This is a genomic window from Lysinibacillus sp. NPDC086135, from assembly GCF_044746345.1.
Taxonomy (GTDB): domain Bacteria; phylum Bacillota; class Bacilli; order Bacillales_A; family Planococcaceae; genus Lysinibacillus.
This window is the reverse complement of sequence record NZ_JBIVCA010000015.1, coordinates 1-13,617: the sequence shown is the minus strand read 5'-3', so window position 1 is coordinate 13,617 and position 13,617 is coordinate 1. Positions and strand designations below refer to the sequence as shown.

The window sequence follows — 13,617 nt, the reverse complement described above, 5'->3', positions numbered from 1 at the left end:
TCAAGATTAGAAATTGATACTAAAACGTGAGGTGGCAAGATTGAAACTACAAGTAGTAAATAGTCCATTTAATGAGGAGCAGGTAAAGCTGTTAAATGAGCTGCTTCCTAAACTAACAGGAGAACAGAGGATTTGGTTAAACGGCTATTTAAGCGCACCACTAGCAACTATTGATTCTGTTGTCGAAAAAGCAACGCCGATAGTAAAAACAAGCACTAAGACCGTGACGATTTTATATGGTTCACAAACAGGCAATAGCCAGGGGTTAGCTGAAAAATATGCCTCAGCTTTGGAAGATAACGATGTCGACGTAACCATTTCATCGTTAGCAACGTTTAAACCAAATAATTTGAAAAAGGTAGCGAATCTTTTGCTCATTGTTAGCACGCATGGGGAAGGGGATCCGCCTGATCAAGCGATACAGTTCTACGATTTTCTGCATAGTAAGCGTGCTCCTAAGTTAGAGCATCTTCATTATTCTGTATTGGCCTTAGGAGATAGTTCTTATGAATTTTTCTGTAAAACAGGAAAGGATTTTGATGAGCAGCTTGCAAAATTGGGGGCAACTTTAATCGTTCCTCGCACAGATTGTGATGTAGATTATGATGACGCGGCTGCACAATGGTTCTTTGCTGTTCAGCAGGCGTTGTTGCAACAGACCGATATAGCTGCTACGACTTCACAAAATCAGACAGTACAAGGAGGCACTACATATTCTCGTAAAAATCCGTTTTATGCAGAAGTACTTGAAAACATTAATTTAAACGGCCGCGAATCAAATAAAGAAACACGTCATATTGAATTATCCATCGAAGGTGCGAGTTTCCATTTCGAACCAGGAGATAGCATCGGTATTCAACCAGATAATGATAAAAAGCTAGTAGATGCTTTAATCACAGCGTTACAGTTTGATCCACAAACTGATGTAACCGTCTTCGAAGAAACGCTACCATTAAAGGATGCATTACAAAAAAAGCTAGAAATTACTGTACTATCAAAGCCGTTGTTAAAAAAAATTGGTGCCTATACGGTCCATCATGAATTTGCAAAGCTACTTGAAGACTCTAATTCATGGAAGGACTATGCAAAGGGAAGAGACTTACTTGACGTTGTGCAAGACTTTGCACCATTTATATGGGATGCGCAGCAATTTGTAGATTTACTACGTAAAATTCCAGCACGTCTATATTCCATTGCTAGTAGTCAGAAGGCAAATAGTGAAGAAGTACATTTAACAATTGGGAAAGTAAGCTATGAGACGAATGGACGACAACGTCTTGGTGTTTGCTCCGGAAGTGTAGCGGAACGTATTCAAATTGGAGATACACTACCGATTTATGTTCATAAAAATCCGAACTTTAGACTACCAGAGCATAAGGACACACCGATTATTATGATTGGTGCTGGCACAGGCGTAGCCCCGTATCGTGCATTTTTAGAGGAGCGTGAGGAATTAGGCATCGAAGGAAAAGCGTGGCTAATTTTGGGTGATCAACATTTTGTCACGGACTTCCTTTATCAAACGGATTGGCAGCGTTGGCTTGCTTCAGGCACGCTCAGTCAAATGCATGTCGCCTTTTCACGTGATACAGATAGAAAAATATATGTTCAACATAAAATCGAGGAAAATGCTGTCGCCTTTTATGAATGGCTAGAGCAAGGGGCTGTCATTTATGTCTGTGGCGATAAAAAATCGATGGCTGCTGATGTTGATGCAACAATACTTCGCGTTATTGAACAACAGGGACAAAAAACGCCAGAGGAAGCTAAAGCCTTTGTCCAAGAGCTAAAACGACAGAAACGCTACCAACGTGACGTTTATTAACTTCTTTCGGCAAGTGTTTTATGTAGCGAAAGTGAAGTGACAGCTACAATTATGCCGAGGCATAATTGATTAAAGGAGCGATAACAAATGACAGAAAAAATAATTTTACCCCCACAACCAGGGAAGCCTAGTGATGTAGAACGTATTAAAACCGACAGTAATTATCTACGCGGAACATTAGAGCGTACGATGAACAATCCATTAAGCTCAGGTATTCCAGAGGATGATAATCGTCTAATGAAGTTCCATGGTAGTTATTTACAAGATGATCGAGATCTTCGTAATGAACGTCAGCGTCAAAAGCTTGAGCCTGCCTATCAATTTATGGTGCGTGTACGTACACCGGGCGGAGCAGCTACTCCAGCACAATGGCTAGTAATGGATGAAATGGCGAGAAAGTATGGTAACGGCTCCTTAAAATTAACGACACGTCAGGCATTCCAAGTGCACGGCATTTTAAAATGGAACGTCAAAAAATATATGCAGGAAATTAATGAGGTGTTACTAGATTCTCTTGCTGCCTGCGGAGATGTGAATCGTAATGTCATGTGTAATGTGAATCCCAACCAATCCGCATTACATGAGGAAGTCTATAATTGGTCTGCAAAATTAAGTGAGCATTTACTACCTAGAACAAGGGCTTACCATGAACTATGGCTAGATGGTGAAAAGGTAGTTGACACTCAAGATGAAGAAATTGAACCTATATACGGTGCGCAATATTTGCCACGTAAATTTAAAATTGGTATTGCTGTTCCACCAAGTAATGATGTAGACGTATTCTCACAAGATATAGGGTTAATTGCAATTGTTGAGGAAGGTAAGCTAATAGGCTTTAACGTAGCAGTTGGCGGAGGGATGGGCATGACACATGGCGATCATGAAACATACCCACAGCTTGCACGTATAATTGGCTTTATAACACCTGATAAACTATTGGAAACAGCTGAGAAAATTATTACGATTCAGCGTGATTATGGGAATCGTTCGGTGCGTAAAAATGCACGTTTTAAATATACAATTGACGCTAGAGGACTTGAATGGTTTAACGAAGAACTAACACGTCGTCTAGGCTGGGGTTTTCAGGAGGCGCGTCCATTTACCTTTCATCGTACAGGTGATGAGTTTGGCTGGGTTAAAGGTGCAGATGGCCAATGGCATTATACATTATTTATTCAAAATGGTCGTATTAAGGACTTTGAAAATTATGAACTACTAACAGGATTACGAGAAATTGCGAAGGTGCATACAGGTGATTTCCGCTTAACGCCAAACCAAAATTTAATGATTAGTAATGTAACGCCGCAAAAGAAGAAAAAAATCGCTGCTATTATTGAGCAATATAAGCTTACAGATGGTGCACACTATTCTGCATTGCGTCGTAATTCGATTGCTTGCGTATCGTTACCAACATGTGGTTTAGCCATGGCAGAAGCAGAGCGTTACCTGCCTTCCCTTATTACAAAAATTGAAACAATCATCGATGAAGCAGGCTTAAATGATACAGAAATTGTTATTCGCATGTCAGGCTGTCCGAATGGTTGTTCTCGCGCAGCAATGGCTGAAATTGGCTTTATCGGTAAAGGTCCAGGGAAATATAATATGTATTTAGGAGCAAGCTTTACAGGTGATCGTCTCAATAAAATATACCGTGAAAATATAGGTGAGGAGGAAATATTGACGGAGCTTCGTCCAATCCTTCTACACTATGCGAAGGAACGTCTAGAGGGCGAGCATTTCGGTGATTTTGTTATTCGTGCGGGTTATGTAACAGCTGTTTACGACGGACGAGATTTTCATCATAAATAAAATAATAGCCATGTAGCAAAGAAATTTGCTACACGGCTTTTTTAAATGGAAAAGTCCTCTGGGATAAAGACTTTTAATTGCTTTGGTTTGACAAATACATGGTCACCAACCTTAAGCTGAAGGTTAGTAAATTGTTCCTTAGTCAGTTCTGCCTCTAAAAATTCATCTATATCTTCACGACGCAGCTCAATCTGCACGATAGGTCCGAGCAAATGAATATGGCTAACTTTGACGGGGACGGTGCCAGATTTGTTAGTTTTCTCAATATGAATATCATGGGGACGTACATAGCCTACTGCATGATCCACTGTATGTTCTAGTACGCCAGGTACATCAATCGCAAATTCACCATGCAGGAGCATACCATTTTGTAACCGTCCTTTAAAGAGATTCACATTACCTAAAAAATCATAAACAAAAGGACTCTTTGGATTTGTGTATACGTCGTCTGGACTACCAATTTGCTCTATCTTGCCGTTGTTCATTACGACAATTTGGTCTGCAACATCAAGTGCCTCTTCCTGATCGTGTGTGACAAAAATGCTAGTAATATGAAAATCATCGTGAAGCTTTCGTAGCCAACGACGCAATTCCTTGCGTACCTTAGCATCCAGTGCTCCAAAAGGTTCATCTAATAGAAGCACCTTGGGCTCCACTGCGAGAGCTCTAGCAAGTGCAACACGCTGACGTTGCCCACCTGAAAGCTGAGTTGGGTAACGATCAGAAAAATTATCTAGTTTGACGAGTCGTAGAAGCTCCGTCACTTTGTTCTTTATTTCTAATTTAGACGGTCTTGTTTTACGGGGGCGTACTTTAAGACCGTAAGCGACATTATCAAAAACTGTCATATGGCGAAAAAGGGCATAATGCTGGAATACAAAGCCTACATTTCGCTCCTTTGGATGGCGATTTATCATCGATTGACCATCAAATAAAATCTCGCCAACATCTGACGTTTCAAGCCCAGCAATAACGCGTAGTAAGGAAGTTTTGCCAGAACCAGATGGGCCGAGAAGGGCAACCAGTTCCCCTGATTGAATATGAAGTGAAACATTTTCTAAAGCTTGAAAGGAACCGAATTTTTTAGATACATTTTTAATTTGAATGCTCATGCTGACAATACCTCCTTAAAACGGATTATGATTTCCAAGCAATAATATCTTTAACGATAAGTGTAATAATGGCGATCACACTCATCAGTGAAGCAACGGCGAAGGCTGCTGCAAATTGGTACTCATTATATAAAATTTCAATATGAAGGGGCATTGTATTTGTCATTCCTCGAATATGCCCTGATACTACAGAAACGGCACCAAATTCACCGATTGCCCGAGCATTACATAGTATAAGACCGTACAATAAGCCCCATTTGATATTTGGCAATGTTACATGCCAAAATGTTTTAAAACCATTGGCACCAAGTGAAATGGACGCCTCCTCCTCAGAAGTGCCTTGTGTTTGCATAAGAGGAATAAGCTCCCGTGCAACAAAAGGCAACGTAACAAAGACAGTAGCAAGGATAATACCGGGTAGCGCAAAAACAATTTTAATGTCATGTTCAAATAACCAATCCCCAAATAGTCCCTGTGAGCCAAATAACAAAATAAATACTAAACCTGCAATAACAGGAGATACTGCAAAAGGGAGATCGACGATTGTAAGTAATAGATTTTTTCCTTTAAAGTTGAACTTTGTTAAAGCCCAAGCAGCCATAACGCCAAAGATTGCGTTTAATGGTACTGCAATCGCGACGACAGTTAAGGTTAATTTTATAGCTGCCAATGCATCTGGATGTGTGATAGCTGCTACATATACGTCCACCCCTTTTTGAAAGGCGGTGGAAAAAATTGATACTAGTGGAAGTGCAATGAAAAATGCTAAAAAAGCTAGCGCAATAAAAGTTAGCGTATATCGGACAAAGCGAGGCTCTTGTAAGGCAGCAGACTTTGTCACTGCATTATTTTTTTCAGGAGCGACTTGCTGTATAAATGTAGACTGTTCCATAAATACCTCCTAATGTACAAAGCGACGATTTACCAGCCATTGTATAAAATTAATGCTAAATAATAGAATGAAGGAAGTGACAAGCATTACTACTGCAATAGCGGTTGCACCAGCATAGTCATATTGCTCGAGCTTAGTCATAATAATTAATGGTGTAATTTCAGTCTTCATCGGCATATTACCGGCGATAAAAACAACAGAACCGTACTCTCCTAATGCACGTGCAAATGCTAATGAAAAACCTGTTAAAATGGCAGGAGCAAGCTCTGGAAAAATAACTTTACGAAAGGTTTGTAAACGAGTTGCTCCAAGACTTGCAGAGGCTTCCTCAACCTCAGTACTAATATTTTGTAAAACAGGCTGCACAGTACGGACGACAAATGGTAGCCCAATAAATGTAAGGGCAATGATAATGCCGAGTGGCGTATAGGCAATTTCAAAATTAAAAAATTGACCAATCCAACCATTTGGCGCATAGAGTGATGTTAAGGTAATTCCTGCCACAGCAGTTGGCAAAGCAAAGGGTAAATCGACAAGTCCATCGATGATTCGTTTAAATGGAAAGTGATAGCGCACAAGCACCCAAGCAATGATTGTGCCAAAAATAACATTTAGTAAACCAGCAGTGAACGCTGTACTAAAGCTTACCTTATAGGAAGCGGCAGCACGAGGAGCGGTCACAATATCAACAAACTCTGCCCAGCTTAAGGACATTGTATGAATAAAAATCATAGATAGTGGCAATAAGACTAGCAAGCTAACATATAACATAGTGTAGCCAAGTGAAAGGTGGAAACCTGGAATAATGCGGCGTGTCGTTTTATTTACAGTTAAAATATTCATGACATGCCTCCTTATTGAGGTACATAAATTTCATCGAATGTACCACCATCTTTAAAATGCTTCGCTTGTGCTTCTGCCCAACCACCAAAATCATCAATTGAAACGAGTTCAAGTTTTGGAAATTGCTCTTGATATTTTGTTAGAATTTTTTCATTTCGTGGTCGATAGTAATTTTTTGCAGCAATTTCTTGACCCCGTTCACTATATAAATACTTTAAATAAGCCTCTGCTACTTCGCGTGTGCCTTTTTTATCAACGATTTTGTCAACGATTGCCACAGGTGGCTCAGCTAAAATACTTAAAGAAGGTGTAATGATATCAAACTCGTCACCCAATTCATTGAGCGATAAATGTGCTTCATTTTCCCATGCTATTAAGACGTCACCAATTTTACGTTCAACAAATGTTGTTGTAGCACCGCGTGCACCAGAATCCAGTACTTCTACATTGCTATATAGAGCTTTCATAAATTCTTTTATTTTAGCCTCATCATTTTTATATAATTTCCCTGCATAGGCCCAAGCAGCTAAATAATTCCAACGTGCACCACCAGATGTTTTAGGATTTGGTGTGATGACAGATACATCATCTTTAATTAAATCATTCCAGTCTTTAATACCCTTTGGATTGCCTTTGCGTACTAAAAAGGCAATAGTCGATGTATAAGGTGTTGAGTTATTGTCAAATTCTGTTTGCCAATCTTTATTTAATAGGCCTCGAGCTTGTGCAATCTCATCAATATCGTAAGCTAGTGCTAGCGTAACAACATCTGCCTCTAGACCATCAATTACAGCTCGCCCCTGTTTACCAGAGCCTCCATGCGATTGTTTTATCGTTACATCTTGACCGGTTTCATCCTTCCATTTTTTTATAAAATCTTTGTTGAATTCCTCATAAAGCTCACGTGTTGGATCATAGGATACATTTAATAGTTCTATAGTTTTTTTGGATTCCTGAGCATTTGTATTCTTTTCTGAAGAGCTACTGCCGCAACCGGTTAATATTAGAGCTAATACAGATGAAAGTGCTAACGATTGGAGAAAATGTTTCCTTTTTTTCATAAAAAATCGCTCCTTTTTTGTCTAGAGATTACAAAAGGCCATCTACTGGTACGATGTATAATCGTCATAAGTAGATGGCCTTCAGATACTCTGATCAGCATTTTTATATTGGTTTGGTTTAAAGCTTAGTTATACATTAAACATATATTTCCTATTAGTCAACAAGGAATTTAAAAATGGTGCTCTTAACCATCATTATATGCAAGAATAAAGTAGAAAAATTTGGGCTCATTGAAATGAAATTTTGCAAAAAACCTAGTTGACTACTAGGTGTAATTTAGTATATATTTGGTAATAAGAAAAATGATTGTAGAACGAGGTAGCAAATACTAGTGACAATCATTTCATAATAAGCTGGCTAGTCAAACTAGAGGCGTTTTAACAAAGACATGTCTATATATGTCTTTCGTTAGAACGTCTCTTTTTAGTTATGAGGAGGATTATATGCTAACATATGCAACTTGGCATGAGCCAACATTGAATTTTCAGGTAGACGAAACGTATAAGGCCGCACTAGAGGTTTTACAGTGGAGTTATGCTGAATATGGAGAGGATATCGTCTATGCATGTAGCTTTGGGATTGAGGGAATTGTCTTGCTTGACCTTATTTCAAAGGTGAAGCCTAATGCTACTATTATCTTTTTAGATACAGATGTTCATTTTAAGGAAACATATGAAACGATTGATAAAGTAAAAGAAAAATATCCAGAGCTTAACATTACTATGCAAAAACCAGCACTTACACTCGAACAACAAGCAACTGAATATGGTGATGAATTATGGAAGTCCAATCCAAATAAATGCTGTGAGATTCGCAAGATTGTACCGTTACATGAAGCGTTAGCGGGCGCAAAAGCTTGGATTTCAGGTTTGCGTCGTGAACAATCACCAACCCGACAAAATACGAACTTTATCAATCGTGACGATAAATTCCAGTCTATTAAAATTTGTCCACTCATTCATTGGACATGGAAGGATGTCTGGCGCTATGTCTCAAAGCATAGTTTGCCATACAATCCATTGCATGACAGAGGCTATCCAAGCGTCGGCTGCGAGCACTGTACAAAACCGGCATTTACAATGGATGATTTGCGTTCAGGTAGATGGCAGGGGTCTGGTAAAACTGAATGTGGATTACATGAGTAAAGGGGTTTTGCCATGCTTGAATATGTAGCAATAGCGATTAGTTTATTTTTTGCGATGAATATAGGTGCTAGTGGAGCGGCAGCCTCAATGGGAGTCGCTTACGGAGCAGGTGCCATCAAAAAAGCTTGGCAAGCATTGCTCATTTGCTCAGTAGGTGTTTTTTCTGGGGCAGTTCTTGGAGGTGGAGAGGTAATAAAAACAATCAGCTCCGGCATAATGCCACAGGAGTACATTACAGTAAAGATTGTCATTATTATTTTGATTTCTGCGACAAGCTCACTATTTCTCGCCAATCTTTTAGGCATCCCATTATCAACAAGTGAAGTGACAGTAGGAGCAGTTGTAGGTGTAGGGATTGCCTACAAAGTGTTATATATTAAATCATTGCTTGTCATCATATCGTTTTGGGTAATAGTGCCAATTGTAGCGTTTGTCATTGCATTTGTCTTTGGGAAGTGGCTGTATAAATTACGTGTTAAGGGCTTGTTAAAAGATCATTCAATATTAACAATCCTCCTTGTGTTCGCTGGATTTTTCGAAGCCTTTTCAGCAGGGATGAATAACGTAGCAAATGCAGTTGGGCCTCTTGTTGGTGCAGGAATGATGAGTGTAACAACTGGAATATTACTTGGTGGGGCATTTGTGGCGCTTGGGGCGGTGCTACTAGGAAAACGAGTGCTTGAAACAAACGGTAAAAAAATTATGCGCTTTGAGAAGGCAGAAGGGATATTAATATCGAGCACAGGTGCACTACTAGTCGGTATAAGTTCTATCTTTGGGCTGCCCGTGCCGTTAACACAAGTAACATCCTCTTCGATTATCGGGATGGGGATGGCTAAAAACGGGACACAAATTTTCCATAAGCATATTGTGAAAAAAATAATCCGTATTTGGATTGTCTCGCCAATCCTTTCTTTAACCATCTCCTATTTTTTAGTACAGCTATTTTTAGAGAAAGATTTCTATGCCATCGTCATAATTGGCAGCATTATTATTGGAACACTTGGTGTCATTAGCTTAATGCGAACAATGCGTGAAGAAGAGCGCTCAATATACGATGAGGGTGAAGGAATTTAAATACCTGGTTGAGGGGAAAGCCGGTCAATTCAGAAGGATTCCCGATCATTTCTGTAAGGAAGAAATTAATCGAAGAAGCCTCAATTTGCCTAAGATGAAAAATCAATGTAAATAAACTTAAATATCAGGCGTGTTGATTAGGAAAATATAGGGTTATTATTGGCTAATAAAATGATTTTTTTGTTGATATTTTACTAATGTATGTCCATTTTAACTGATTGTAGCATAGGGCTACTCGACGCTCACCCACAGCGGAAATCAGAGCCTTCTAATTAATTATAGTAGATAAAAATGGTCGATCAACACGCTTGATTAAATATAAAACTGAGTAATTCAATAAAACTAGGAGGAGATTTTGATGAGTTTACAACCGCATGGTGGACGATTAGTGCAAGCTTTTAATCCAAAGAAGGATGTAACGCAGATAAATAAAATTATTGATTTGGATGCCATTGCACTTAGCGATTTAGAGTTAATTGCTATCGGTGGTTACAGCCCAATTGAAGGCTTTTTAACACAGGAGGATTATGAATCTGTTGTTGAACATACACGTTTAGCGTCAGGGGTGGTATGGAGTATTCCAATTACATTACCAGTAGTCAAGGAAGTTGCGGCAACATTGCAACCGGGCGAGGAGGCAATATTAGTATACGGTGATGCTGTTTATGGTGTTATTGAAGTTGCTGATATTTATGAGCCAAATAAACAGAAAGAGGCAATGTTAATATACGGCACGAAGGATTCAGAGCATCCAGGTGTTAAAAAGTTGTATGAACGTCCAAGTATTTATGTGGGCGGGAAAATTACATTAGTAAAACGTCTAGAGCAAAAGTTTCCTGCCTATTCATTCGATCCGCTTGAAACACGAAAGCTTTTTGCTGAAAAGGGTTGGAAAACAATTGTTGGTTTCCAAACACGGAATCCTGTGCATCGAGCACATGAATACATTCAAAAGGCGGCACTTGAAACAATTGATGGTTTATTTTTAAATCCACTAGTTGGAGAAACAAAATCAGACGATGTATTAGCTGCAATTCGCATGGAAAGTTACGAAGTTTTACTACAAAATTATTATCCTGAAAATCGCGTGCAATTAGGCGTGTTTCCAGCTGCAATGCGTTATGCAGGTCCAAAGGAAGCTATTTTCCACGCACTTGTACGAAAAAATTATGGCTGTACGCATTTTATCGTTGGGCGTGACCATGCAGGTGTTGGTGATTACTATGGCACATACGATGCACAAAAAATCTTTGAACAATTTACGGAAGATGAATTAGGAATTATTCCATTAAAATTTGAGCATAGTTTCTATTGCAACAAATGTGAGGGCATGGCAACGACGAAAACTTGTCCACATGATAGCTCGGTGCATGTTATTTTATCGGGTACTAAGGTTCGTGAAATGTTACGTAATGGCGAATTGCCTCCAAGTACATTTAGCCGAAAAGAGGTTGTGGATGTACTAATTAAGGGAATGCGTAAGGAGGTTTTAAAGTGAGTTCAAATATCGTTTGGCATGAAGCTTCCATTACGAAAGAGGAGCGTCGTACACAAAACAAGCATCAAAGTTTTATTTTATGGTTCACCGGCTTATCAGCATCTGGGAAATCTTCTGTGGCAAACGCATTTGCACGCAGACTCTTTGAACGTGGCCATCAAGCATTTGTCTTAGATGGTGATAATGTTCGCCATGGCTTAAATAAGGATTTAGGATTTGATGAAGCTGGTCGAAAGGAAAATATCAGACGTATTGGAGAGGTATCTAAGCTTTTTGTGGAAAATGGACAAATTGTTCTAACTGCTTTTATTTCACCTTACCGAGAAGATCGTCAAGTTGTCCGTGAGCTTGTGGAAACAGGGGAATTTATAGAGGTATATGTGAATTGTTCGGTAGAAACGTGTGAAAAACGTGATCCAAAAGGTCTTTATAAAAAAGCACGTAATGCGGAAATTCCAAACTTTACTGGGATTAGTGCACCCTATGAAGAACCGGAAAATCCAGAAATTATTTTAGACACAGAACTTCATTCTATCGAAGAATGCGTAGTCCAGCTCACAGACATATTAACTTCAAAAGGATATATATACTAAATCTGTTTTCTTAAAGAATCTGCTTACTTATGATGAGCAGATTTTTTTATGTAGATTTACGGTTCATCACCAAAAGTTGTGGATGACTTTTGTTAAAACGTCTACTATGTAAATAGTTATTGGAGTGGAGACTGGGCGACTCCTCGGGGATCAGCGATAGAGGAACGAAGGCTAAAAGCATCACATCCTGTGATAACGCCTTCGTGACCAACATCGTGTTGGCCCGAGACCCTGCAGCGCAGCGGATGTTTTCTGTGCGAAAGCGTAGCGTCAGCTACAAAGCGCCCAGTCGGAACGGAAATCAACCACACGTTTTGGTGATGATCCAGATTTACCTATTTTTATAGAATTATTCCATGTGTTGTGGGATGATTAAGTCATCATATGTTATAGGAGATGAAGAAATGAGCATACATATTCAACTACTAACGGAGGATATTGTAAACCAAAAATTATTAAATGAAATATTGGAGCTATGGAATGAAAATGCCATAGAAACTGCAGATTGCGAATTAGGGGAGAGTGAAAGGAAGGGTATTCAAGAACAACTAGAACAATATATTCAATCAAAATATGGGGCCATTTATATAGCAACTGATGAAAATAATGCAATGATTGGTTTTGGGATGGCTTCGATCAAAAAGGATTTTATTTTCGATATGAACTATGGTCAAATAGACGAGGTTTATGTAGTGCCAGTATATAGAAGACAGAAGGTTGCTAAACGTCTAGTAGATGATTTAGTGAATTGGTTTAATGACGAACATAATACTACTGTAGTAAATGTTTATGTAGATTTAGAAAATGACTTAGCACTAAACTTTTGGGAAGGCATTGGTTTAGAGAAGGAATTTTTTATGCTATCAAATAACTAAAAAAAGTGAGGCTGGGACAAAACCCCTCCCTAAACTAAAATTTCACCGGCTTTGAATTTTTGTCATAAAAAATAAGGACCACTTCTGATAAAATTAAGTCACCATAACAAAATTATACTGAAAGAAGGGTCCTTATGTTTAAAGATTATAACATGAATCAAGTTGTTTTACCGCTAGATTTAGAAATAAAACTTCAAGAAAATGATATCGCCTACGCTATCAATGATTTAGTGGAAAGTATTCCAAATGAAGCGTTGGATTTATTTCTTAGAAGCACGGGTTGTCCTGCTTATCATCCACGAATGATGTTAAAAATTATCCTGTGTGCTTACACCCAATCTGTTTTCTCTGGAAGAAAAATTGAAGATCTCGTAAAAGACAGTGTTCGAATGATGTGGTTAGCTCAAGGTTATGAACCGAGCTATCGAACAATTAATCGTTTTCGTGTTCATCCGGAAGTAAAGGAATTATTACGCCAATGCTTTGTCCAATTTCGTTGTCAGCTTGTGCAAGAAAAACTGATTGAGAATGAAGCCATTTTTATCGACGGAACTAAGATTGAAGCAAATGCGAACAAATTTACATTCGTGTGGAAAAAGTCGATTGAGAAATATCATAACGGACTAATTCAAAAGTCAAACCAGCTATACGATGAGCTGCTTGAAAAAGAAATCATACCAGAAATTGAACGGGAAAATGAAAAGGAACTGGCATTGGAAGACCTCGCTCAAATGGTCGAAAAAGTAGATGAAGTGATTTCTGAATATGATCAAAAAATTGAGGACTCATCGGATGTAGCAGAGCGAAAGGCTTTAAGAACGGAACGGAAATTTCCAAAGAAAGCCCGCAAACAATTAATCGACTATATTGAACGCAAACTAAAATA

12 protein-coding genes are annotated in these 13,617 nt (G+C 38.8%); 8 read left to right on the top strand and 4 right to left on the bottom strand.

Annotated elements, in window-relative coordinates; genetic code table 11:
- Nucleotides 1–40: 40 nt before the first annotated feature.
- Together ACIPKN_RS18285 and cysI are read left to right on the top strand one after the other, a co-directional pair.
- Nucleotides 41–1,825 (top strand): assimilatory sulfite reductase (NADPH) flavoprotein subunit, encoded by a 1,785-nt coding sequence (locus ACIPKN_RS18285; RefSeq protein ID WP_400938704.1) that lies wholly within the window; start codon nt 41–43, stop codon nt 1,823–1,825.
- An 87-nt stretch (nt 1,826–1,912) separates the two neighbouring features.
- Nucleotides 1,913–3,634, top strand: coding sequence for an assimilatory sulfite reductase (NADPH) hemoprotein subunit (gene cysI, locus ACIPKN_RS18280; protein WP_400938703.1), 1,722 nt, complete (start codon nt 1,913–1,915; stop codon nt 3,632–3,634).
- Nucleotides 3,635–3,675: 41 nt separating this feature from the next.
- On the opposite strand, the gene ACIPKN_RS18275 is transcribed toward cysI, so the two are convergent.
- Genes ACIPKN_RS18275 through ACIPKN_RS18260 form a run of 4 tightly spaced genes read right to left on the bottom strand, consistent with a single transcriptional unit; the run spans nt 3,676 to nt 7,542 of the window.
- Nucleotides 3,676–4,746, bottom strand: a complete 1,071-nt coding sequence (locus ACIPKN_RS18275) for a sulfate/molybdate ABC transporter ATP-binding protein (protein WP_400938700.1) — start codon at nt 4,744–4,746, stop codon at nt 3,676–3,678.
- 25 nt (nt 4,747–4,771) lie between these two features.
- On the bottom strand, nt 4,772–5,638 hold the full coding sequence (gene cysW, locus ACIPKN_RS18270) for a sulfate ABC transporter permease subunit CysW (RefSeq protein ID WP_400938698.1): 867 nt from the start codon (nt 5,636–5,638) through the stop codon (nt 4,772–4,774).
- A gap of 9 nt (nt 5,639–5,647) precedes the next feature.
- A complete protein-coding gene (gene cysT / locus ACIPKN_RS18265) occupies nt 5,648–6,481 on the bottom strand; it encodes a sulfate ABC transporter permease subunit CysT (RefSeq protein WP_400938695.1) in 834 nt (277 codons plus the stop codon).
- An 11-nt stretch (nt 6,482–6,492) separates the two neighbouring features.
- The gene (locus ACIPKN_RS18260) at nt 6,493–7,542 is read right to left on the bottom strand and encodes a sulfate ABC transporter substrate-binding protein (protein WP_400938693.1); all 1,050 of its coding nucleotides are present in this window, start codon (nt 7,540–7,542) and stop codon (nt 6,493–6,495) included.
- Nucleotides 7,543–7,986: 444 nt separating this feature from the next.
- Between ACIPKN_RS18260 and ACIPKN_RS18255 the strand changes: the two genes are divergently transcribed.
- The 6 genes from ACIPKN_RS18255 to ACIPKN_RS18230 all read left to right on the top strand — a co-directional run.
- On the top strand, nt 7,987–8,688 hold the full coding sequence (locus tag ACIPKN_RS18255; protein WP_400938690.1) for a phosphoadenylyl-sulfate reductase: 702 nt from the start codon (nt 7,987–7,989) through the stop codon (nt 8,686–8,688).
- A 12-nt stretch (nt 8,689–8,700) separates the two neighbouring features.
- Nucleotides 8,701–9,765, top strand: coding sequence for a sulfate permease (locus ACIPKN_RS18250; protein ID WP_400938687.1), 1,065 nt, complete (start codon nt 8,701–8,703; stop codon nt 9,763–9,765).
- A 358-nt stretch (nt 9,766–10,123) separates the two neighbouring features.
- Complete coding sequence (sat, locus tag ACIPKN_RS18245; RefSeq protein WP_400938685.1) at nt 10,124–11,263, top strand: sulfate adenylyltransferase; 1,140 nt, start codon at nt 10,124–10,126, stop codon at nt 11,261–11,263.
- Entirely contained in the window at nt 11,260–11,856 is a 597-nt protein-coding gene (gene cysC, locus ACIPKN_RS18240) for an adenylyl-sulfate kinase (RefSeq protein WP_400938683.1), read from the top strand. Before sat ends, cysC begins: the two co-directional genes overlap by 4 nt.
- A gap of 404 nt (nt 11,857–12,260) precedes the next feature.
- Nucleotides 12,261–12,731: a GNAT family N-acetyltransferase gene (locus ACIPKN_RS18235; protein ID WP_142510537.1), complete on the top strand. Its 471-nt coding sequence runs from the start codon at nt 12,261–12,263 to the stop codon at nt 12,729–12,731.
- 134 nt (nt 12,732–12,865) lie between these two features.
- Nucleotides 12,866–13,617 (top strand): transposase (locus tag ACIPKN_RS18230; RefSeq protein WP_400938682.1); only part of this gene is annotated, 752 nt, incomplete at its 3' end.

Bases quoted from the DNA above. Each gene is read 5' to 3' on its own strand.
- ACIPKN_RS18260 (WP_400938693.1), bottom strand. From the start codon at position 7,542: ATGAAAAAAAGGAAACATTTTCTCCAATCGTTAGCACTTTCATCTGTA.
- cysW (WP_400938698.1), bottom strand. From the start codon at position 5,638: ATGGAACAGTCTACATTTATACAGCAAGTCGCTCCTGAAAAAAATAAT.
- ACIPKN_RS18235 (WP_142510537.1), top strand. From the start codon at position 12,261: ATGAGCATACATATTCAACTACTAACGGAGGATATTGTAAACCAAAAA.
- cysT (WP_400938695.1), bottom strand. From the start codon at position 6,481: ATGAATATTTTAACTGTAAATAAAACGACACGCCGCATTATTCCAGGT.
- ACIPKN_RS18250 (WP_400938687.1), top strand. From the start codon at position 8,701: ATGCTTGAATATGTAGCAATAGCGATTAGTTTATTTTTTGCGATGAAT.
- sat (WP_400938685.1), top strand. From the start codon at position 10,124: ATGAGTTTACAACCGCATGGTGGACGATTAGTGCAAGCTTTTAATCCA.
- cysI (WP_400938703.1), top strand. From the start codon at position 1,913: ATGACAGAAAAAATAATTTTACCCCCACAACCAGGGAAGCCTAGTGAT.
- ACIPKN_RS18255 (WP_400938690.1), top strand. From the start codon at position 7,987: ATGCTAACATATGCAACTTGGCATGAGCCAACATTGAATTTTCAGGTA.
- ACIPKN_RS18275 (WP_400938700.1), bottom strand. From the start codon at position 4,746: ATGAGCATTCAAATTAAAAATGTATCTAAAAAATTCGGTTCCTTTCAA.